At 64.8% G+C, this 21188-nt stretch carries 25 protein-coding genes and 1 pseudogene; 11 read left to right on the forward strand and 15 right to left on the reverse strand.

From position 1 onward, the window contains the following. Positions 1-15: 15 nt before the first annotated feature. Entirely contained in the window at positions 16-885 is an 870-nt protein-coding gene (yghU, locus tag EN869_RS28775; RefSeq protein ID WP_127230776.1) for a glutathione-dependent disulfide-bond oxidoreductase, read from the forward strand. A 207-nt stretch (positions 886-1092) separates the two neighbouring features. On the opposite strand, the gene EN869_RS28780 is transcribed toward yghU, so the two are convergent. Continuing rightward, entirely contained in the window at positions 1093-1638 is a 546-nt protein-coding gene (locus EN869_RS28780; RefSeq protein WP_127230775.1) for a YbhB/YbcL family Raf kinase inhibitor-like protein, read from the reverse strand. 261 nt (positions 1639-1899) lie between these two features. Between EN869_RS28780 and EN869_RS34645 the strand changes: the two genes are divergently transcribed. Further along, positions 1900-2448 carry a hypothetical protein gene (locus EN869_RS34645; RefSeq protein ID WP_167498638.1) on the forward strand — a complete coding sequence of 183 codons (549 nt, stop codon included), beginning with the start codon at positions 1900-1902 and terminating at the stop codon, positions 2446-2448. A gap of 254 nt (positions 2449-2702) precedes the next feature. Here EN869_RS34645 and EN869_RS28790 read toward each other — a convergent pair whose 3' ends face one another. Beyond that, on the reverse strand, positions 2703-3872 hold the full coding sequence (locus tag EN869_RS28790) for a PLP-dependent aminotransferase family protein (RefSeq protein WP_189341271.1): 1170 nt from the start codon (positions 3870-3872) through the stop codon (positions 2703-2705). 355 nt (positions 3873-4227) lie between these two features. On the opposite strand from EN869_RS28790, the gene EN869_RS28795 reads away from it, so the two are divergent. The 3 genes from EN869_RS28795 (at position 4228) to EN869_RS28805 (ending at position 6250) form a co-directional block, all read left to right on the forward strand. Beyond that, the gene (locus EN869_RS28795; RefSeq protein ID WP_127230772.1) at positions 4228-4542 is read left to right on the forward strand and encodes a GYD domain-containing protein; all 315 of its coding nucleotides are present in this window, start codon (positions 4228-4230) and stop codon (positions 4540-4542) included. A gap of 23 nt (positions 4543-4565) precedes the next feature. Next, entirely contained in the window at positions 4566-4862 is a 297-nt protein-coding gene (locus EN869_RS28800) for an antibiotic biosynthesis monooxygenase (RefSeq protein WP_127230771.1), read from the forward strand. 164 nt (positions 4863-5026) lie between these two features. Beyond that, the gene (locus EN869_RS28805) at positions 5027-6250 is read left to right on the forward strand and encodes an alpha/beta fold hydrolase (RefSeq protein WP_127230770.1); all 1224 of its coding nucleotides are present in this window, start codon (positions 5027-5029) and stop codon (positions 6248-6250) included. A 9-nt stretch (positions 6251-6259) separates the two neighbouring features. Here EN869_RS28805 and EN869_RS28810 read toward each other — a convergent pair whose 3' ends face one another. The 4 genes and pseudogenes from EN869_RS28810 to EN869_RS28825 all read right to left on the reverse strand — a co-directional run bounded on the left by EN869_RS28810 (position 6260) and on the right by EN869_RS28825 (position 8997). After that, positions 6260-6418 (reverse strand): hypothetical protein, encoded by a 159-nt coding sequence (locus EN869_RS28810; RefSeq protein WP_245489607.1) that lies wholly within the window; start codon positions 6416-6418, stop codon positions 6260-6262. A gap of 287 nt (positions 6419-6705) precedes the next feature. Beyond that, positions 6706-6948, reverse strand: a pseudogene (locus EN869_RS28815) (mechanosensitive ion channel family protein); the annotation flags it as partial. 129 nt (positions 6949-7077) lie between these two features. Further along, positions 7078-8286, reverse strand: coding sequence for an amidohydrolase family protein (locus EN869_RS28820; protein WP_127230769.1), 1209 nt, complete (start codon positions 8284-8286; stop codon positions 7078-7080). A 357-nt stretch (positions 8287-8643) separates the two neighbouring features. Then, positions 8644-8997 (reverse strand): cupin domain-containing protein, encoded by a 354-nt coding sequence (locus EN869_RS28825; RefSeq protein WP_127230768.1) that lies wholly within the window; start codon positions 8995-8997, stop codon positions 8644-8646. A 47-nt stretch (positions 8998-9044) separates the two neighbouring features. Between EN869_RS28825 and EN869_RS34650 the strand changes: the two genes are divergently transcribed. After that, complete coding sequence (locus tag EN869_RS34650) at positions 9045-9239, forward strand: hypothetical protein (RefSeq protein WP_167507112.1); 195 nt, start codon at positions 9045-9047, stop codon at positions 9237-9239. Between the two features lie 399 nt (positions 9240-9638). Here the strand turns inward: EN869_RS34650 and EN869_RS28830 are convergent, their stop codons facing one another. Next, on the reverse strand, positions 9639-11660 hold the full coding sequence (locus EN869_RS28830) for an AI-2E family transporter (protein ID WP_127230767.1): 2022 nt from the start codon (positions 11658-11660) through the stop codon (positions 9639-9641). Positions 11661-11905: 245 nt separating this feature from the next. Here EN869_RS28830 and EN869_RS28835 point away from each other — a divergent pair, with 245 nt between their 5' ends. The 4 genes from EN869_RS28835 (at position 11906) to EN869_RS28850 (ending at position 14714) form a co-directional block, all read left to right on the forward strand. Further along, positions 11906-12232 carry a hypothetical protein gene (locus tag EN869_RS28835; RefSeq protein WP_127230766.1) on the forward strand — a complete coding sequence of 109 codons (327 nt, stop codon included), beginning with the start codon at positions 11906-11908 and terminating at the stop codon, positions 12230-12232. A 170-nt stretch (positions 12233-12402) separates the two neighbouring features. Continuing rightward, positions 12403-12582, forward strand: coding sequence for a hypothetical protein (locus tag EN869_RS28840; protein WP_127230765.1), 180 nt, complete (start codon positions 12403-12405; stop codon positions 12580-12582). A gap of 398 nt (positions 12583-12980) precedes the next feature. Then, a complete protein-coding gene (locus EN869_RS28845) occupies positions 12981-13313 on the forward strand; it encodes a hypothetical protein (RefSeq protein ID WP_127230764.1) in 333 nt (110 codons plus the stop codon). Between the two features lie 117 nt (positions 13314-13430). Beyond that, positions 13431-14714: a DUF763 domain-containing protein gene (locus EN869_RS28850; protein ID WP_127230763.1), complete on the forward strand. Its 1284-nt coding sequence runs from the start codon at positions 13431-13433 to the stop codon at positions 14712-14714. Between the two features lie 305 nt (positions 14715-15019). Here EN869_RS28850 and EN869_RS28855 read toward each other — a convergent pair whose 3' ends face one another. The 8 genes from EN869_RS28855 to EN869_RS28900 all read right to left on the reverse strand — a co-directional run bounded on the left by EN869_RS28855 (position 15020) and on the right by EN869_RS28900 (position 20242). Then, positions 15020-15508, reverse strand: a complete 489-nt coding sequence (locus tag EN869_RS28855) for a hypothetical protein (RefSeq protein ID WP_127230762.1) — start codon at positions 15506-15508, stop codon at positions 15020-15022. 342 nt (positions 15509-15850) lie between these two features. Continuing rightward, complete coding sequence (locus tag EN869_RS28860; protein ID WP_127230761.1) at positions 15851-16723, reverse strand: NmrA family NAD(P)-binding protein; 873 nt, start codon at positions 16721-16723, stop codon at positions 15851-15853. Positions 16724-16807: 84 nt separating this feature from the next. Further along, positions 16808-17404, reverse strand: coding sequence for a DUF6456 domain-containing protein (locus tag EN869_RS28865; protein ID WP_127230760.1), 597 nt, complete (start codon positions 17402-17404; stop codon positions 16808-16810). A 241-nt stretch (positions 17405-17645) separates the two neighbouring features. Then, positions 17646-17951, reverse strand: a complete 306-nt coding sequence (locus EN869_RS28875) for a hypothetical protein (RefSeq protein WP_127230759.1) — start codon at positions 17949-17951, stop codon at positions 17646-17648. Further along, positions 17872-18552 (reverse strand): hypothetical protein, encoded by a 681-nt coding sequence (locus EN869_RS28880; protein ID WP_127230758.1) that lies wholly within the window; start codon positions 18550-18552, stop codon positions 17872-17874. The genes EN869_RS28875 and EN869_RS28880 overlap by 80 nt, the downstream gene beginning before the upstream one ends. A 238-nt stretch (positions 18553-18790) precedes the next feature. After that, the gene (locus EN869_RS28890; protein WP_127230757.1) at positions 18791-19591 is read right to left on the reverse strand and encodes a GcrA cell cycle regulator; all 801 of its coding nucleotides are present in this window, start codon (positions 19589-19591) and stop codon (positions 18791-18793) included. A 109-nt stretch (positions 19592-19700) separates the two neighbouring features. Next, a complete protein-coding gene (locus EN869_RS28895) occupies positions 19701-20006 on the reverse strand; it encodes a hypothetical protein (RefSeq protein WP_127230756.1) in 306 nt (101 codons plus the stop codon). Next, complete coding sequence (locus EN869_RS28900; RefSeq protein ID WP_245489606.1) at positions 20003-20242, reverse strand: hypothetical protein; 240 nt, start codon at positions 20240-20242, stop codon at positions 20003-20005. Before EN869_RS28900 ends, EN869_RS28895 begins: the two co-directional genes overlap by 4 nt. 169 nt (positions 20243-20411) lie before the next feature. On the opposite strand from EN869_RS28900, the gene EN869_RS28905 reads away from it, so the two are divergent. Further along, positions 20412-21044: an XRE family transcriptional regulator gene (locus EN869_RS28905; RefSeq protein WP_127230755.1), complete on the forward strand. Its 633-nt coding sequence runs from the start codon at positions 20412-20414 to the stop codon at positions 21042-21044. Positions 21045-21188 lie beyond the last annotated feature (144 nt).

Below are 21188 nucleotides of genomic sequence, written 5' to 3' on the forward strand. Positions count from 1 at the left end.
CGCAAGGCCCTGCACATGAACCAATATATCCCGCCGAAAGTCTGGACCTGGAACAAGCCGAATGGCGGCGAGTTCGCCTCGATCAACCGGCCGATCGCCGGCCCGACGCATGAGAAGGAGCTGCCGGTCGGCAAGCACCCGCTGCAGCTCTATTCGCTGGCCACGCCCAATGGCCAGAAGGTGACGATCATGCTGGAAGAGCTTCTGGCGCTCGGCCACAAGGGCGCGGAATACGATGCCTGGCTGATCAAGATCGGCAATGGAGACCAGTTCGGCTCGGGTTTCGTCAAGGTCAACCCGAATTCGAAGATCCCGGCGCTGATGGACCACAGCGAGCCAAAGCCGGTGCGGGTGTTCGAGTCTGGCTCGATCCTCACCTATCTCGCCGAAAAATTCGGCGAATTCCTGCCGACCGAGCGCGCGGCCCGCGCCGAAACCTTCTCCTGGCTGTTCTGGCAGATGGGCTCGGCACCCTATCTCGGCGGCGGCTTCGGCCATTTCTACGCCTACGCGCCGGAGAAGATCGAATACGCCATCGACCGCTTCGCCATGGAGACCAAGCGGCAGATGGACGTGCTCGACCGCAGGCTGGGGGAGAGCGAATATCTCGCGGGCCCCGACTACACGATCGCCGACATCGCGGTGTGGCCCTGGTATGGCGGGCTCGCCAAGGGCCGCAGCTACAACGACGCCCATCAGTTCCTCTCGGTGCATGAATACAAGAACGTGCAGCGCTGGGCCGACGCGATCGACGCGCGGCCGGCGGTGAAGCGCGGCCGCATGGTCAACCGCATGTCCGGCGATCCGGCCTTCCAACTTCGCGAACGCCACGACGCCAGCGACTTCGAGACGAAGACGCAGGACAAGCTCGAAGCGGCGGAGTGAGGCGTTGAAGCTGCTGATCTCCCCCTTCGTGGGGGAGATGGCCGGCAGGCCAGAGGGGGGCGCGAAGGATCGGGGCCTCTGTGTTTGCATCGGCCAAGCACTGTCGAGCTGACTCTAGCGCTGGAAAGGCTGGCGGGACAGCGCCCCCCTCTGCCCTGCCGGGCATCTCCCCCACAAGGGGTGAGATTGGCTGTCACCGGCGCCCTGCTATCTCCCGTAAGTATACGTCACCGTCGCCTCGCCCAGCGCGGAGCTCTTGGCGGCGACCGAGACCATCTCCGGCAACGGGTTCTCCGGTATGCGCAGCGTCTTTTCGCCCAACGCATAGAGCGTGAAGACATAGTGATGCTCGCCGCTGCCGGGCGGCGGGCATGGGCCGAAATAGCCGGCGCGGCCGACGCCGCCCTTGCCCAGCACCGAGCCCTTCGGCATGCGCTTGCCACCCTCGGCGCCGGCGCCTTCACCCAACCCCTTGGCGCTGGCCGGGATGTTCCAGGCCAGCCAGTGCCAGAAACCCTTGCCGCCATTGGCATCGGGGTCGAACATGGTCAGCGCATAGCTTTTGGTGCCGGCCGGCGGATCCTTCCAGGCAAGCGCGATCGAGACGCTCGTTCCGCCGCAGCCGGCCTTGTCGCCGAGATATTTCGCATTCCATTTGCCGTCGGAGACCGACGGGCTGGAGATTTCAAACGCCTGCACCTGCGCGGCGAAGGCGACGAGGGCAAGCATGGTGAACCCCAGACGCAAGGTCATGGCACTTCTCCCCTTCTGGCCAAGGTGTGCAAGAGTATAGCTAGCGTCCGGTGGTATTCGCGCAACTTTGTGTGACGGCCAGTGCCTCCGCCGCGTTGCGCTTCCCCAGGGGCGGCGCCATCAGGCCCTCTGCGGCACGTACCCGACAACCGTCGAAAGGCAGGGCCATGCGCCCCCTTTCACGAATTCTTTCAGCCGGAACATCCCCTGCGACCCTCCGTTGGAAAATTAATCAATGATTGAACCAAAGGAGAATTCGCCATGATGAAGAAAATCTTCGCAGCCTCCATGCTGACCATCGCGCTCGCCGCATCGGGCGCGATGGCGCAATCCGTCGGCGGCGGCGCGACTGCCGGGGGCAGCGTATCCGGCGGTGCCTCCGTCGGCACTGGCGGTGTATCCGGCGGTGCCACAGGCAGCGTTTCAGGTGGAGCGACAGGCGGCGTCACGGGCAGCGCGACAGGTAGCGCGGCTGGTAGCGCTTCGGGTGGTGCGACAGGCAGCGCCACGGGCGGCGGGACAGGCAGTGCCTCTGGCGACGCGACAGGCAGCGCCACGGGCGGCGGGAGTGCCACGAGCGGCGCGACAGGCAGCGCCACGGGTTCGGGCGGAGCTGCCGGGAGTGCCTCGGGTGGTGGAACGGTGACCGGCACCACGTCGGGCACAACGGATACCACTACCACAGGCTCAACGATCCAGGCGCCGACAAACGGCATGGAGGACCGCTGCAAGGACGTCGTCGGTAACGACACCGACAACAACACTCCCAGCGGCGTGATCACCTCCGATATGCAGAACTGCAACAAGTAGGTGCCGCTCTATCTCCGCGTCGGCTTCCCGGCGCGGAGCCAAGGAAAAAAGCCCCGCCGGTGGAGGCCGTCGGGGCTCTTTCGTACGGACCATGGAGGTGGGACCCCACGGTCGGGTCGATCCAGGGGGTGTTGGATCGGCCGCGACCCTAGCCGAGGAATGGGCCGCGCCGACAATCACGCCTGCGCACTACCAATCACGCCTGCGCGAGAACAGGGTGATAGAAGGCTGTTGATCTTCCACCTCGAGAGGGATTATCCCCGCAGCAGTTTCGCCAGCCTCGGCACGCCCTCGCCTACAGCGCGGTCGTCGGCAAGCGTGAACGACATGCGCAGCGTGTTGCGGCCGGTGCCGTCGGCATGGAAGGCGTTGCCGGGCACGAAGGCGACGCGCGCCTCCTTGACCGAACGCGCCAGCAATTCGGTCGCGTCGACGCCTTCCGGCAACGTCAGCCAGACGAACATGCCGCCGTCCGGACGGCTCCAGGAAATGCCGTCGGGCATGTTGGCTTCGAGCGCGCCAAGCAGCGCGTCGCGGCGCTTGCGATAGGCGCCGATCAGCTTTTCGACCTGGGCGTCGAAAATGGTTTCGGCGACGCGGTGCATGACCATCTGGTTGATCGAGGGGCTGTGCAGGTCGGAGGCCTGCTTCATCAGCACCAGCTTCTCCACGACATGGCGCGGCGCGCAGACCCAGCCGACCCGCATGCCGGGCGACAGGATTTTCGAGAAGGAGCCGCAATAGAGGGTGCGGGCCTTGTCGATACTGCCCGAGCGGGCGCAGTCGAGCGCCAGGATCGGCGGCACGCCCTCCCCGTCATAGCGCAGCGCCCGATAAGCGGCATCCTCGATGACGGCGATGTCGAGCTCGCCGGCAAGGTCGAGCACCGCCTCGCGCTGCCTGGCATCCAGCGTGTTGCCGGTCGGGTTGGCGAAGTCGGGCACCAGATAGGCAAACTTCACCTTGCCGCCATTCGCCGCCGCGGCGGCTCGGTAGGCTTCCGGCGTCATATTGCCGCCGGCGGTGTTCAGCCGGTCGTAGCGCGGCTCATAGGCGTTGAAGGCCTGCAGCGCGCCGAGATAGGTCGGCCAGGTGACCAGGGCCGTGTCGCCTGGCGACAGGAACAGCTTGCCGAGATAATCGAGGGCCTGCTGCGAACCGGAGGTAATGAAGATGTTGCCCTCGTCGCATTGAACGCCGAGCTTGCCCATCTGGCCGGCCAGCCATTTGCGCAGCGGCAGAAATCCTTCGCTGACCTGGTATTGCAGCGCCGTGCCGGCTTCGGCGCCGCCGAGCACCGCCTGATAGGCATCGCCGATGGCCTGGGCGGGAAACAGCGACGGGTCGGGGATGCCGCCGGCAAAGGAGATGATGTCCGGCTGGTCGAGCAGCTTCAGCAGCTCGCGGATTTCCGAAGCCTTCATGCGCGTGGAGCGCGAGGCCAGAAGGTTCAACAGGGTCAAGGCGCACCTCCCACGGGGCGTGTTCTATTTAGGTCAACTTAGCTGACCTATTATCAGGCTTTTCCGCCGAGTTGAATAGCCCAGCCGCGCATCGGGCGCAGGCCAATCCCGGCCGCACCGGCCCGCTGCGCAGGTCGGGATTGTCGTCATATTAGAATAGGCGCATATTATTGGAAGCCGAAGCCTTGCTCCGGTCGAACCGCCCGTTTGCCCTGTTGCCCAGGCGGTCCACGGACCACGTCAAATGTCGAAAAAAGAGGTCGGTGCTGCCTGCAGGATTGTGCAGCCCGAGGCACGATATCTGGAGGAGAATCCCATGAAAGTTACCATATTGGCGAGTTATGAACCCCACGCCGCCAAGGGGCTGATGCAAGGATCGAACCGGGAGGTTGCCATCGCGGCGCTGTTTGAAAGCGTTGGCGGGCGGATGAACAGCCTGATGTTCACGCGCGGCATCTACGACGTCATCGTCAATGGCGAGGTGCCCGACCAGATTGCCGGGATGGGCATGACGCTTGCCGTGCGGGCAAGTGGTTCGGTGCGCGATCTCGTCGTCCTCGAAGAGCTCGACATGAAGGCGGTGATCGCGGCCGCCAACAAGGCCGCCGGCGCCTACAAGCCGGCCGGCTGACGCCAAACCGAAGGGAGGAAACCATGACCGCCTACAATGTGGTTCGCTTTCGCACCAAGCCGGGCAAGGAGAAGGCCTTCGTCGACGCGCATCAGAAGGTTGCTCTGAACGCCAAGGGCTTTCGCAAGGGCGCCCTGATCAAGACCGGGGATCGCACCTTCTGCATGGTCGGCGAATGGAACAACATGGAGAGCCTCGCCGCGGCGCGCCCGATGATGATCGGCATACTCGACACGTTCCGCGACATGCTCGAAGACCTGGGCGGCGATCTCGGCGTGACGGATCCGGTGTCCGGCACAGTCGTTGCGGAAATAGGCTGACGAAGCCGTTGGATGATGGCCGGCCAGCGAGATGCGGCTGGCCAATCGCGTCGAGGATGTCGACTGGTTGGCCGGCTGCAAGCGCCGGCTGGCCGACCGGCTCACGCTCTTTGGCTGGTGGAGGCCTCGTGGCACAATAGGCCAAGGGGGCCGAGACACCGGCGATGAGCAAGAGCGTGCGTTCGAAAAAGAAACGTGGCCTGCTGGCGTCGCTTGGCCGTTTTGTAGCGGCAATCGTTCTGGCAGGCTCAGCGCTGCTTGGCGTGCTGTGGCATCTGGCACGGCCGGCAGTGCCGGATGGCTTCTACACCAGCCGTCACGAAACGGTTCCACCGCCTGGAACTCTGATAGGCGGCGAGCCGTTCACGCGTGACGTTCCGGAAGGCGCCCGGGCGTGGCGGGTGCTCTATGCCACAACACGCGGCGACGAGACGCCGGCGGTGGCGAGCGCGATTGTCATGGCCGCAACGGGTGCGAGCGCCGCGGGCAGGCCTGTGGTCTTGTGGGCGCATGGCACGACCGGGATAGAGCCAGGCTGCGCGCCATCTTTGCTGAAACACCCATTCGATAACGTGCCGGCGCTCGGGGCCCTGCTCAAGCAGGGCTGGGTCTACGTCGCGACCGACTATGTCGGCCTCGGCACTTCGGGTGGCCACGCCTATCTGATCGGCGAGGATGCGGCGCGCGCCGTGCTCGACTCGGCGCGCGCCGTGCGCCAGATGCCTGGCCTGAACGCCGACGGCAAGATTGTGGTCTGGGGGCATTCGCAGGGCGGCAACAGCGCGCTGTGGGCTGGCATTCGCGCAATGGGCTATGCGCCGGACGTCAACGTGGCCGGGGTGGCGGCGCTTGCGCCGGCAACCGACCTGCGCGCCCTCTTCGCAGCCGTGCGGCGCACCATGTTCGGCAAGATCGTGTCTGCCTATCTTGCCGAGGCCTATGCCAAGGCCTACCCCGACGTCCGGTCCGGCGGCTATCTCGGTGCTGTGTCGACGGTGCTCGCCCGCGACATGGCGGGGCGATGCGTCGGCGGCAGGGCCACCCTGTTCTCGATCGCCGAGGCCTCGCTGCTGCCGGGCGGCATCTTCCGCCGGGACCCGGCTTCGGGTCCGTTGGGCGCCAGGCTCGACGAGAATATGCCAAACGCCCAGATCAATGCTCCGGTCCTGATTGCGCAGGGTGCCGAAGACGACCTGGTGCCCGCCCGCATCCAGCGGGCATATGTCGCGCAGCGATGCTCGGCGGGACAGAAGATCGACTACAGGCAGTTCGATGGCCGCGACCATCTTTCGCTGGTGGCCGGCGGCTCGCCGCTCGAGGCCGCCTTGATCGCCTGGACGCGGGACAGGTTCAACGGCGCCCCCGCGACGCCGAACTGCGCCCGATAGGAATCCCCGCTAAAAGGGCAGACGGATTTCGTCCGCTTGGTCGGACTGATGCGGCCAGCCGATATCCTTCTTGATTTCCGCCGGCAGCTCGTTCAGCTCGCGCGTCGTGCGGCGGCGCTTGCTGGCCTGTGCGAAGGCGGCGCGGATCCGGTTGAGACTTTTGAACATGGACAGCTCCCATAAATCAGCGGCGCAAAACCGATGCCGCCCCATTCACCCGGCGCCGCTTTTGCGATGCGTCTGTAACCAGCCGATTGCGCGGAAACGGTGAAATGCTTCACGAAGCCGGAGCGGCCTGAAACATATGCATGCAAACTAAAGCGCGTCGGGATCCTTCGGATTCGCTCCATGCGCTTTAGGTCTTTGATTTTACGCATGTCTTTATCCCGAAACCGGTTCCCACTTTCGGGAGACATGCTTTGACTTAATGGAGTTGCGGCGATCCCCTCGCCGCCTCAACGCGCCGCCCAATTGCCTTTCAGCCTGGTCGGCCCGGCCTCCCTCACTATGACCTCGCGGTGCGGATAGGGGATGCCTATGCCGTTCTGTTTGAACGTGTCCCACAGCGCCAGCAGCACCTTGCCGCGCACATTGGTCAGGCCCTGCTGCGGATCGTGGATCCAGAAGCGCAGGACGAAGTTGAGCGAGGACTCACCGAACCCTGTCAGCCAGCAGACCGGCCGGAGGTCGGCTTCGACGCATGCGGATGCGCTCTTCTCTGGTCTCATCTGCCATCGGTACCTCCCGATCTCGATCCATCGGGCGAACGTCGGTGACGGCGAAACGATCCATGCCGGAACGACGCGCGGCCGGTTTTCGCGCCGCCTTCAGCCGATCATTGCGCCATCCTTGGCGATCGCCCCGCCCGCGCGATAGACCGTGCGCTCCTTCGGCACCGCCACCACCGCTTCCGGGACATGTTCGGCCTTCAGCGCGACAAAGTCGGCTTTGGCGCCGACGGCAACGCCGTAACCCTCCAGCCCCAGCGCGTTCGCGCCGGCCTGGCTCACCACGTCATAGGCGGCTTCCAGCTCCCAATCCTCGTAGAAGCCGGAGCGGTAGCCGATCATGTTGGCGCGGTTCAGCATGTCGCCATCGCCATAGGGCCACCAGGAATCGCGGATGTTATCGGAGCCGGCGAAGACCGTCGCACCCGCCTTGCGCAGCGCCGCCACCGGCGGGAAAGCGTGGTCGCCGGGCGCGTTGGTCATGATGGCGACGCCGGCAGCGGCGATCCGCTCGCCGGCGCCGGCCAGCGCGTCGGCGGAAATGTCGCCCAGCGCATAGGCGTGGCTGACGGCGACCTTTCCCTGCATGCCCGATGCCGTGGTCCGTGCGCATATCTCCTCGATCTCGAACAGGCCGAGCGTGCCGCGGTCATGCAGATGGATGTCGACACCGGCGCCGCGTTCTTCGGCAAGGCCGAAAACCACATCGAGATGGCCCTTCACGTCGCGGTCGAAGCTTGCCGGGTCGAGCCCGCCGACCAGGTCGCAGCCGAGCTTCAGCGCCTCGTCGAGCAGTTCCGCCGTGCCGGGCGAGGACAGGATGCCGCTCTGCGGGAAGGCGACGAGCTGGATGTCGATCAAGTCACGGTATTTCTCCCGCACGCCAAGAATCGTCTCGACATGCTTCAGCCCGACCGCGGCATCGACCATGACGTGGCTGCGCATGGCGAGGCTGCCATGGCCGACACAGAGTTCGAGCTGGTTCTTCGCGCGCTCCGCCATCGGCGCGGCCTGCTCGAGGTTGCGCATCTGGAAGGCCACCCGCTCGCGCACGTCGAAACCGTTGGTGCACGGAATGTACGGACGCCAGGCATCGCCATAAAAGGACGTGTCGAGATGGATATGGCCCTCGACGAAAGCCGGGAGCACGAGCCGGCCGGCGAGGTCGATGGCGCCGGCCGGCGGCGTGGTCGCATTCGTGGCCGCCGCGATGGCGCTGAAGCGGCCGCCGGCGACGGTGAGGTCGGCAAGCGTGCCGTCGGCCAGCCTGGCGTTGAGAAAATGAGTCTGGTTCAAGATGCAATCCATTGAAAGTGAACGGCATCAGTGGTCGTCGCTTGGCGGGCCAAGGTCAATGCGGCCAGGGATAGAAACTGTTTCGCGCTTGCCGTCTTCTCCTTGGTGGGACGAGGCAAGTTCATGCAGTTCATATTCCGCTTTCGCGGAAGTTTCAGCGGGCCGCAAATGTGGCATTGTGAAGTCTGCGGTATGAGGCCGCCGTGGTCGACGCGGACGCCCAAGCACATCCCCAACAATGCGCCCCCAACGGACGCGTCGACCATTGACGGAATTGCCAGCGGCGGCCTGCCCCAGGTCGCCGTTTTTTTCGATCGGTCCGCTTTTGCAACCGCTACGCGGATCACTCCTTAAGGAAGATCGGCAGCCTTACCCAGTTACGACGACAAAATGCTTGATCACCGGTTCGAGGATCTTCCACGTGCCCTTGAAGTCCGCTTCAACCACGAAGGCGTCGCCGGGGCCGACCTCGACCGGCTCGCCGCCGTCCGGCGTGATGATGATGCGGCCGGCGATCATGTGGACGAATTCATAGTCGGTGTAGGTGGCGTGGTAGGTGCCGGGCGAGGCGCGCCAGGTGCCGGACATCACCTTGCCGTCCTCGGTGGTGTGCTGCACGGCGGTCTGCATGGTCGGCCTGCCCTCGACGACGATCCAGCCCGGCAGGTCGCCCGCTTCCGCATGCTCGATGGCGCCGAATTTGAGGATGGTGGGTCTGGTCATCGGATGCTCCTGGTTTCGCCGGAATTGGCTGGTGACGGCATAGCCGATTGCGGCATGCGCTGCACGCGGCGATGCGACAGCGGGAGGCGATGTGGCGATGGATGCTCGCGGCCATAGCCGGGCGGCTGAAGATCGAGCGGGTTCACATCCGCCGCGTTGGAATCAAAAAGCCCGCCGGATGGCGGGCTTTTTCAGTTTCCGGCCAGATCAGGTCAGAATGGAAGATGGCGGCCTTGCGGTGATGACGCTCAGCTTTTCGCGCCTGGCCAGAACAGGCTTCTCATAGGTCTTCTTCAAAGTACCCCCCTTTCAAGGATTCGTGGGTCCGCTTGTGGAACCTTATAGCTGCCGGAGCCCACAGGCTGTAGCACATTAGCAACAGTTAATGACTGGTTGGCCCCATCGAGCCTGTCGTTTGTCGGCTTTGAGGTGACGAAGGCGCCGGCATGGAGCATGATTGTCTCGTTTCGGGACCGAGTGCTGGCATCTGTCTTGCACATAAGAGATTGCCGGCGTCCTCCCGCCGGTTCCTGATCGGGGGATCAGGTTTTGGTTCTCGCCGGGCCTCTGGGCTTGGGTAATAGGGTTAGGCCCGGCGAGTTTTTCCTCAACTGCCAAGCCGACAGCGACCGTCCTCGCCTTCACTCTGCCGCCGCCTGCAATTGCTTCCTGCGCGCCGGCTGGCGACGGCGGCGGTGGGCGGGCTTCAGCATGACGGCGGGCTTGTTGGAAAGCGCGCCGGTCACCGCATCGACCATGCCGAAGGCGACGAAGTCGGCATTGAGGGTGCCGGCCAGTTCGGCCGCCGCTTCGCCATCGCCATTGCCGACCTCCGACCAGAAGACGATGCCGACGCGCAGCTTGGCCTTGATGCGCTTCAGCCGCCGCACCATGAAGCGCGCGTGCTGGGTGGACTGGCGGTTGAGGAAGCCGATGACGACGGCGTCGGCCGCTTCCAGCTCGAGGCGGCGGACGGCTGACGGTTCGAGGTCGGCGAAACTCGCGCGCGTCGCCTCCGCGCCCTGCACTTCCAGCACTTGTGCCAGCATGGCGGCGGCCGCATCGTCGAGCTCGCCGCGCCCGCCGGCGCAGAGTACGGTGATGCCGGAGCCGTCGGGCAGGTCGACCTCTTCCTCGTCGGCGCCCTGCTCAGCCGGCTTGCCATCGTCAGCCTTCTTTTCGGATCCCTTCTTGTCGGCCGCCTTTTCCTCCGCCTCGGCGGTCTGCTCGGCCTCTTCCTCCTCGGCCTCCTGCTGGGCGCTGTCGTCGAGATTGGCCACCAGCGTCATGGCGCTGTCGGCGACCTGCCGGCGCTGCTCGTCATCCATGACGCCGCGCCCGCGGTCCTGCTCGCCGAGCAGCAGCGCGGGGATCGCGACCTGGTCGTAGAACTGGAACAGGTATTTTTCCTCCAGAATCTCCTCGGCATGGTCGGTCGCCTCGTCCGGATCGCCGGCCAACAGGCGCTGGTAGAGCCTGGCATGCGGCTCCAGCACCGGCTCATTGCCGAACAGGACGTCGAGGAACTCGAATTGCGGCACATGCCGGCCGAGAACGACGAGGCAGACGGTGAGCGGCGTCGACAGCACAAGGCCGATCGGCCCCCACAGCCAGGTCCAGAAGATCGCCGCGACGATGATGGCCAAAGGCGAGAGTCCGGTGTGCGAGCCGTAGAGCCAGGGTTCTATGACATTGCCGATGACGAGCTCGACGACGACGAACAGCGCGACGGTCCACAACAGCAGCGACCAGCCCGGCGCCACCGCCAGCGCCAGGAACAGCGGCAGCAGCGCGCCGACGATCGGCCCGATATAGGGCACGAAGCGCAGCGCCAGCGCCAGCAGGCCCCAAAGCAGCGCGTTTGGAATGCCTAGCACCCAGAGCCCGATGGTGATGGGCACGGCGTAGATGATGTTGACCACCAATTGCATCAGCAGATACTGGCCGACGCGCTTGCCGGCATCCTGGAGCGCCTGCGTGGTGCGATGGAGGTCGCCATAGCCGACAAGCCGGATGAAGCGGTCGCGCAGGTCCTCGCGCTCCATCAGCATGAAGATGACGACGATGATGACGAGGCCGGCCGAGCCCAGCGGGCTGAGCAGCGGACCGATCAGATTCTGCAGCACCTCGAGCGGCTTTTCATGCGAGACGACCTCGACCGGGATCGGCTCGCGCTTCGGCGCCTGGGCGGCCGAGGGCAGTTGCGGCTCCTGGCGGTCGATCTCCTGGCCGACCCGTTCGATGACGCCGCTGAGGCGCGAGACAATGCCGCCGCCAAGGCCGTTTTCCTTAAGCGCGCGGACCTTGGTCAGGATGTTGATCTGGTAGACGGGGATGTTCTGCGCGAGGTCGCTGACCTGGGTGGCGACGACGAAGGAGAACAGCGAAAGTGCCGCGAAGGCGCCGGCGACGCTGGCGATGACGGCCGCGATGCGCGGGACGCCGGCGCGCTTCAGCCAGGACACGACCGGCGCAATGGCGAAGGTCAAAAGCAATGCGACCGCGATAGGCAGGAACACCTCGCGCCCGAAATAGAGCGCGGCGACCGTGACAACGACGCTCGCCACGGTCGGCAGCACCGTGCGCGGGTGGCCCCTGGAGGCGGCAAGCAGGCTTTCCAGCCGCGGCTCCGGCACCCCATTACGACGATTGGCCGCCACCATCGAGACTCCCTGCTGCCTGGGCAATGATCCGAGATATTTCGCCGGCGTGCAACGCGCCGGAGCCCGGTCGGTTGCAAATACGCTAATAAATACCTGCGGACATGACCTTGCGGGGCGGAAGCAATGCGCCGGATGAGGCCCCGGCGCCCCCGGCCCGTGTCTTGCCTAAAGGGCTTCCCGGGAACATGAACCGCGCCAAACCGTTATCTCGTCGAAGGGGCATCCTCGAAACACAGGAGGCAGCGATGAAAAAGCTTCTGCTTGCTTCGATGATCGCCATCGCCTCGGCGTTCGCGATCGCGCCGGCCAGTGCGGCCAGCGTGCAGCTCGGTATCGGCGTCGGTCCGGGCTATAATGACGACTATTACGGTGGCTACTACCCGCACCGCTACTACCGGCACGTGTATGATGACGATTACTACACGCCCTATCGCGAGCGTTACGTGATCCGCTATCATCACCGCCATAACTGTCGCACCGAACTGGTGAGCCACTGGCGTCACCACCACCGCGTGGTGGAAGAAGTGCGAGTTTGCGGTAACGGCTACGGCAACGGCTACAACGACTACTAAGTTGCCCGGGTTGGATAGCGCGGAACGGCTTTCGCCCGCTCCGCGCTATCGTCCGGTGTTGACCGCTTCGAGCGGTCACGAAGCCTTCAAATGTTGCTGATTGACCGTGGCGGGGCAATTTTTCGGCGCGCCGGACGTTGTCATGGGTGAACCTTCAGGAGGAGGTTGCCATGAAAGAGCTCCTGTTTGCCTCAATGATCGGCCTCGCCGCCGCGGTTGCCATCGTCGCGCCTGCGTATGCAGGCAATGTATTCCTCGGCGGCAGCTATTTCGACTACGGCCCCTTCGGCGATTTTTACGACAATTACAACCACGCTCCGGTCTTCCTATTGGGGCGGCTCCTATCTTGATGACGGGCCCGGCTACGGCCCAACCTACGGCAACGACTATGACGGCGGCTATGTCGCCGCGCCGTCCCGCCATCATGTCGTAAGCCGCGGCCGCCATTGCCGGATCGAAATGGTGAGAACCCGCAGCGGTGAGCACCGGTTCACGCGGCAGGTGCGCGTCTGCGGCTAAAGCGCGTCGCGCTGAACCGGATTCAGGCGACGCGCTTTAAGTCTTTGTTTTGATGCATGTCGTTGTCCCAGAACCGCTGCGCACTTCTGGGCGACATGCATTAGCTTATTCGCCGCCAGGAACCAGGCACGGCTTCAAATCCGGTGATTTTCGCACAAAGCCCAGAGCCCACTGGCAGCTTTTCGGCTTGTAAAGCGTTGTCAATGCGAACCTTCAGGAGGAGGTTGCCATGAAAAAGCTTCTACTTGCCTCGGTGATCGCCGTCGCGTCGGCGGCCGCCACGGTCGCGCCGGCGGATGCGCGCGTGTTCTTCGGCTTCGGCATAGGCCCTTCCTATTACGACTACGGGCCGGGGCCATTCTACCGCCCATACTACCGCCCGTACTACGGCTACCGCGACTATTACGGCGGTTACTACCCGAGCTATGTGGTCCGCTATCCGCACTATCGGTACTACCGGCACCACAGGTACTATTACGTCTATCACCACCGGCACCACCATCACCACTACTGGTGGTACCACCATAGACACCACCACCACCGGCACTATTACAGGTACTAGGTGACGCCGGCGAATAGCTGATCTCCTCCCGCTTGTGGGGGGAGATCGCAGTTTCTGCGCCTTGCAAATCTCCGCTAAAATGCCATCTAACTCACCGGCATCCGCGGAGAAATCGACGTGACGCAGCGAGGCGGCAGCGCCGACCTGCCGCTGCATGGCGGGCGGGTCCCGAAATGGCTGGGCGAGCGCATGACCAGGCTCGGCGCGGTGCTGTGCGAGGCGATCATCCACCATTACGGCCGCGACGAGCTCTTGCGACGCCTGGCGCATCCCTTCTGGTTCCAGTCCTTCGGCGCCGTGATGGGCATGGACTGGCATTCTTCCGGCATCACCACCTCGGTCATCGGCGCACTGAAGCGCGGACTGAACCCGATGGCCGGCGAGCTCGGCATCCATGTCTGCGGCGGCCGCGGCGCGCATTCGCGCAAGACGCCGGGCGAGCTGATCGCCATCGGCGAGCGCGTCGGGCTCGACGGCGATGCGTTGGCCACCGCCAGCCGGCTGGTGGCCAAGGTGGACAGCGCCGCCGTGCAGGACGGCTACGACCTCTATCTGCACGCCTTCTTCGTCACCGATGACGGGCGCTGGGTGGTGGTGCAGCAAGGCATGAACGGTGACGCCCGCCAGGCGCGCCGCTATCACTGGCTCTCGGAGGGCTTGACCAGCTTCGTCGACCAGCCGCATGCGGCGATCGAGGGCGAGCGCCAGGGCGAGATCGTCAATCTCACCGACCATCGCGCCGAGAAAGCGCGCGGCGGCCAGGTCGAACTGCTCAAGACCATGAGCCCGGAAAAGATCCTGACCGAGCTTGCCGTGCTGGAGCCCCCGGAAATCGTGAGGGCCGAGCCGGAACCGGCCGCGCAGCCGCTGCTCCCCAACCTCATCATGCCCGCGCACCACGACGTGCGCGAAAGCGACATCGTCATGCGCCGCCTGCACGGCAACATCGCGTCGGCCATCGAAAGCGGCCCCAAGGATTTTCCGGAGCTGCTGCTCGTCCCCGGCGTCGGCCCGCGCACGGTGCGGGCCTTGGCCATGGTCTCGGAGGTGGTGCATGGCGCGCCCTATCGCTTCTCCGACCCGGCCCGCTTCTCGCTCGCCCACGGCGGCAAGGACCGCCACCCCTTCCCCGTGCCGCTGAAGGTCTATGACGAGACGATCACCGTGCTGAAATCGGCGGTGGGAAAGGCGAAGCTCGGGCGGAGCGAGGAGCTGGAGGCGCTGAGGCGACTGGACGGGGAGTCACGCCGGATGGAGCGCTATGTGACGGGGCCGAGTCTGAAGGAGATCGTGGCCGGCGAGATGGACCAGTCGCATTTGCTGGGGGGAAGGAGCGTGTTCGGGTGGGAGCCAGCTCCTCACAGCAATGAAGGTCCGACGTCTAGAAAGAAGGGCACTTGAGGCGCTCTCCGATAATAACATCGAAGGTCAGCGCCGCCAGGCGTCTGTGATCTGGCGACAGTTGCCCGGCTCAGCGATACTCACGATTCTGCTGGCGAACCCAACGCACAACAGCCGCGATCCCAACCACTAGCGCGATCAGCCCCACCGAAAAGAACAGCCAAAAGCGGAATTGCGGCGATGCGAGTTCCGGCTGCCGCTCCGGGACTGAGACAGCCAGGCAAGCATGATCGCCTGTAAGAAGGCGAGCAGCACGATGACGACCGATACAAGGACAACAGTAAGATAGGCCAAGGACTGCCTGCTCATGGCAACACCTTCGACACCTTACCTAGGAAATAGTCATAGCGATCGAAGTCGAAGCTGGTTTTGATTTCAACGACGCCGATGAGCCTTTCTGAAAGGCCGGCGTTCAATTCAAACATTCCGGCCAGATCGTCCGAAGTCGGCCTGTCAAGAACGCGCCTGACATTCGCGTCAGCGAGGCCCCGAAGCTCCTCGTCGCCCGCAAGACGTTCGGTCTGGCGATCGTACCATTCCAGATGCCAAACGGCCTGACGTTCACCGGCCCTTCTCTCCAAGAGCCGCATCTCCTCCTCAGGCGTCACATAATGGATCAGCCCTGCTTTTTCAGACAGAACCATGATCCCTCGCCCGAGATAGCCGAAGTTTTTCTTCGGGTATTCCTCGGAATATTCGTCGGTATCCATGGAGCAGACCACGACGCCTTCATTGCCCTCCCAGACAACGATCTTGTCGCCAATCCTAGCAAGGGTTCCATCGGGATATTTCATTGATGACTCAATATCACTTCGTTTAAAATTCCAGACCATCAGACGAATACATCGGCTGCGCCGATTTGACCTGAGCGATTTCAACTCATGGTTATTCCGCGATCAACCAGCGTTTTATATTCACCCCACCCCGCTCCCCATCATCGTCCCATAGTGCACCGCCAAGCACGGCCGCGGCGTGGGCGTGCGCGCGGCCGGCTGAGAGCACGCGGTCGGAGGCCGCCGCCGACGCGGCGGTCGCCGACGCGCTCGCTCCAGGATTGCGGCTGCAGGCCGTGGCGTAAGTCCATGCCGACAATGCACCTAACATTTTGATTCGTCGTAACCCGCCAACTGCCTGATTCACATCGCAAGTGCGCCTTTCTTCTCGACCAGCGCAGCGACGTAGTTTTCCAGGGTGATCTTGCCGCGCTCCGGATCCTCCGGCTGCATGGGACCATCGAGCGTAGCAGCCGTCATGCGCGCATAGGATCGCGCTGCCGCTTTTGAAAAGCCGAGTTGCTGATAGGTCTCCAGCCAGAGCTCTTGCGGCGTGGTCACCACTCGCACCTCCTTGCCCAGTGCCTCGGCAAAGGCGCGCGCGACATCGGCCGGCGAATAGCGCTTTGGCCCTTCGACATAATGCACGCGTGTTTGGGCTACAGGCTCCAGCAAAAGCCGCGCGGCGGCCTCGCCGAGATCCTGCGGCGCCACCATCGGCAGTCTGAAATCGGCCGGGAAGAAGGAATTGATGATACCGTCACGCCGCGCCGTCTCCAGTGCCTGATCCCAATTGCTCATGTAGTAGGCGGCGCGGATAATACTGGCCGGAATGGTCTGCGCCTTCAGCTTCTGCTCGAAGCCGTAGAGCACGGAAAGATCGCCGATGCCTTCGCCCGGCTGCGCGCCATAGGTCGATTCCGCCACCACCTTTTCAAGACCTGAGCCTGCAAGCGCTGTGACGATGGCGGCAACTGTCTTCTGCTCTTCGGCGTCGGTATCGGTCGCCGGATCGGCAGGCGGGTTGAGAAGAAAGGCGCGGCGGCCTTGTCGCAACACCTTGCGCAGCGCCTCGGGGTCGCGAACATCCGCCTCCGCGACCTCAGCGCCCTGCTCGGCCAAATGTGCCGCATTGGCCTTATCGCGCGTCACCACCGTGACCGCCTCGCCGCGCCGCAACAGCGCCGCCGCCGCGCCCGAACCGACATGGCCGGTGCCACCCAGGATGATGTGCATGGCTTTGTCCTTCCTTGATCGTTGCATGCCCGGTCAATGGGCGAGCGAGCGATGGGTTCAACCGATACTGACAGGTACTGCCGCTCACCCCGCCCGCCTCCCCATCATCCCATAGTGCACCGCCAACAGATCCAGCCCGACCTTCAGCAGCTTCACCACCACATCCCGTCCCTCGCCGCTGCGTTCGGCGATAGCCTTCACCGACTGGCCTTCGAGGCAGGTCTTGCGCACCACCTCCGCCACCTCCCAGTGGGCGAGGGCCGCCGTGGCGTGGGCATGCGCCCGGCCGGCTGAGAGGACGCGGTCGGGGACGCCGCCGCCGACGCGGCCACCGTCGACGCGCTCGCTCCAGGATTGCGGCTGCAGGCCATCGCGCTGGCTGCGTTCGAAATCGTCGCGAAACCGCTGGCCGGCCTCGCGCTGTTGGCGCATCAGCGAGGTGATCCCGACAAGCGGATCGACATTGCGCAGGCGCACGATGCCGCCGGTGGAGGTGTAGCCGCCGTTCGAGACTTCGTAGACGCGCCGCGCCTCGGCCGTGCCGGCGGTGAGGCGCTGGCGGCCGAAGGCGTCCTGCTTCAGCGCGAAATCGTGGCCGACCTCGCGGCGGATGCGCACCTGCTCGGCCTCGCCCTTGGGGAGTTTTGGGGGTTGCGGTTTTTTGGCAGCTTTGCGGGGCATGGGTGCGGTCCTTTGTGGGTGGTGGAAACTGGAGAGGTTGGCGGGACAGCACCCCCCTCTGTCCTGCCGGACATCTCCCCCGCAAGGGGGGAGATTGGCAGCTCTGGCGCAGGCGCCCTTCCTGCAACGCTGGCGATTGGCGAAAGCCGTGATGAGAGCTGATCTCCCCCCTTGCGGGGGAGATGGCCGGCAGGCCAGAGGGGGGGTGCCTGGCACCGACAATCTCGAGATTGGCTGGCGCCTATGTTTTCACCAGCTTCACAGGTAAATCCCCTCTCCGCTTCGCCGTCAGCTCCCGCATCAGCCGCCGCTCCCGCACCTCGATCGAAAGCTGCGCGCTCGACGGGCAGAACTGGGCGTTGCCGGCCTTGGCCTCGCCGCGGATGAAGCGCCGGATGGCGGCCTCGACGTCTTGAAGTTCGGCATCCTGCACGGCGGCGAGATAGCCGCGCAGCTGCATCTCGGCGTCAGCGAGCGCGGATTGCGGGAAGCAAGAAAACATCGCGGCCAGCGCTTTCGCCGCCTGCTGCAATTCGGCTGCGGTCATTGATCTCCTCGATGATCTTGTTGGCGGCATCGACATGGGTGTTGCGGCGATGCCATTTTTGTCCGGCTGGGCGATCCGAAACCGCTTTCCCATGTCTGTCCCGCGAAGTGACAGTCGGGGGAGAAAAAGCCGGGGCTTTTTCTCCCGATGGATCGATGGCTTGTGGATTCTGGGAGTCTGGACTCTGGGGTTTATCCCCTGCCCTTGCCCGCCGCTTATCCGACGCCGAAAAAGCGCTTTCCCTCGAAAGGCTTGGGTTGCCGCCCTTCAAGCCGTTGCGGCGCGCCACGCGCGCCTTGCGGGCATCCGCGATCATGCGCCGGGAATAGACGCGGCCGCGGCGGTCGCGCGAGAAGACACGGTTCTGCTCCAGTTCGGCAAGCAGCGCGCCAAGCTCCGCCTCCGGACAGCCGGAAAGGCGCGCGAGCGCCGCCTCGTCCAGCCCCTTGCCGGCGATGGCGACATAGCCGATGGGCTCGTGCGCCGCGGCAATGCACAGCATGCGCATCCATAGGCCCTGCGCTGCCAGCGAGCACAGGCGCAGGTTCGGATCGGACTCCCAGTCCGACCAGAAGAATTTCGACCAGATCGTTCCGCTCATGGGGAGGAGTCCGGGTGAGCGGCGGGGCAGCGGCGATTGTCTAATCTCCCCCCTTGAGGGGGAGATGGCCGGCAGGACAGAGGGGGGCGCTGTCCCGCCAGCATATCAGTGTTTGGAATCCCTACCCAGTCACAACAGACTGAAGCGAAAGACAGTTCTGAGACGTCGCGTTCCTTCGCGCCCCCCTCTGCCCTGCCGGGCATCTCCCCCACCTGGGGGGAGATCAGCAGCTTCACCCTCACATCCCCCTCCCGCGATGGCCGTGGAACCTTGCGTGATGGTGCGCGCAGTAGGACCGCGTGGCGGATGTCGGCAAACCGCAGCACAGCATGTCGGGCCCGGGACGCGCGCCCAGCGGGTCGGTCTCCGGCTCTTCGCGCAGCGCGAGGTCGAGCGGGGCGCGGCAGCGGCCGAACAGGCAGTCGAGGAAGCGCATGGCCGCGACATGCGGCTGGCGGCCGGGGTTTACCGCAGGCGGCGGCGCGGGGAGCTTGTAGAGCTGCGCTTCGGATTTCTGGCGCTCGCCAGGCGCAAGCCAGGCCGGCGGCAAAGTGCGCGCCGGCTTGCGGGGTTTGGGTCTTTTCGACTTGGAGGTGCGGGCGGTGGTTTGCGCCTGCGTGGGGTTGCCTACGACCGATACGTCGGCGGGACAGCACCCCCCTCTGTCCTGCCGGACATCTCCCCCGCAAGGGGGGAGATCGGCGGTTGCGCCGCCGGCGCCTTCCACCAGCTCGGCATATCTGGAAAGCGCGGCCGGCTCGGAGAGCGCCATCCCTCCAACCACCGTCCTGCCTCGCCGGCCCGGACGATCCGGCCGCGCCTGCTTCCTCGGCCGGCCGCCGGCGCGGCCGCCCTTGGGGTTGGCGAAGCCGATGGCTCTCAAGCCGGCATTGCGGTGGACGATGCCGATGATGGCGTTGCGCGTGACCGGGCTGCCGCGCAGCGCGCTGAAGCGGCCGGCGATGCGCGAGGCCGAAAGCCCCTCCTTCAGCCAGGCGGCGATCTCGTCGATTTCCTTTTCAGTATAGGCGGCTGCCATCTTCTCGTTCCGTTGATTGCCAAGGGGTGTGCGAAGGGCCAGGCTTCGGCCAGGCGCCATGGTTCGGCCGCGCGGCCGTCGGTCAGGTCAGGTGGGGAAAGTGGTGGGTTCAGGCGGCGCCGGGCGCGGCGCCGTTCAGTCGATCAAGCGCCGCCTCGGCGGCGGCCCGCGTCTGGCCCGACACCGCCCGGCCCGATGCGCGGTCGAACAGGATGACGGTGCCGTCCTCGGTGCGAATGCAGCTTGTGGCCGAATTGGCGGCCGGAGCCGGGGGAGGAGCGGCTCCGGCCGTTCCGGTGAACCGGGGTGCGGGCGGTTCGACCGGATCCGGGGCAAGCGCCCCGGGATGCGCCCGGACCGGGGAGGAGGACAGTCCGGACGATTGGAGTTCGAGATGTGACGGGAGCGCGTTCATGCCGCCTCCCCTTGCATGGCGCCCGCCCGTTGCGTGGCGGCAGCGCGGCCGGCCAGCCATTCGTAGCTGACGCCGGCAATGCCCAGCCTGCGGCTTGCCGCCACCACGAGCGGCCAGTGCTGCGGCGCGATGCGGCCGCGCCGGCGCATCTGGCGCGCCGCCTCGTAGCCGCAACCGACATCGGTGGCGAAAGCGCCGATGCTGCCCCAGCGGTCGATAAGCCCTGAGATACTCATGGGCAGCCCCAAGATACTCGTGGGCAGCCCCGGCATAGGCTGCGGCGGAATCACTGGCAGTGCGGAAATGCTTGCGGGATGCTCATTCATGCGCTAAGCGTACGTTATGTACGAATGACGCGCAAGCGAAATCGTACACTTTGGACGAAATTTTCAGGCATTTTGTACGATGATGGATTCCCGGCACAGATTGCAGCAGGCGCGCGCCCAGGCCGGCTATGCCTCGCCCAGCGATGCCGCGCGAGCGCTGCGCGAGATCAACAAGAACACGCTGATCAGCCATGAGAACGGCAACCGGCCGCTGTCGCGAAAAGCCGCCGAGAAATACGGTCGGCTGTTCGGCGTCGACCCCGGCTGGCTGCTGTTCAATGGCGATGGGGCCGAAGCAGCGCCGGTCAGCCTCGCCTCCTCGCCCGTCACCGTCGACGTGCCGATCGTGTCTTGGATCAGCGCTGGCGAGCTCGGCAGCCAGGACAGCGTCGTCAACCTCTCCGACTATCCGACCATCCCCACCGCCGACCTCGAGGAAGGCGAATGGATTGCGCTGCGCGTCGACGGTCCGTCGATGAACAAGATCTCGCCGCCGGATTCGATCATCTTCGTCAATCTGCGCGACAAGCGGCTGGTGACCAATGGCTGCTACGTGATCTCGGACGAGACCGGACGGGCCACCTACAAGCGCTACCGCCCGAACGACAACCCGCCGTTCCAGCCGGCTTCCTACCTGGATATCCCGCCGCCGGAACTGGAGGGCGCGATCACCATCATCGGGCGCGTGAAAAGGTCGATGATCGATATGTGAGGATGGACGGCCGCTCGGCGCAGCCCGGCTGAGGCGCGAAGCCCGTCCGCGGTCAAAACTGCCCTGCTCTACGCCATCGTGAAGAATTAGGCGCGCCGCGGCAATGCCGGAACGTCACAGTCTGCACGAAGAACAAAAAAAGAA

The organism is Mesorhizobium sp. M2D.F.Ca.ET.226.01.1.1 (assembly GCF_004022705.2).
Taxonomy (GTDB): Bacteria; Pseudomonadota; Alphaproteobacteria; order Rhizobiales; family Rhizobiaceae; genus Mesorhizobium.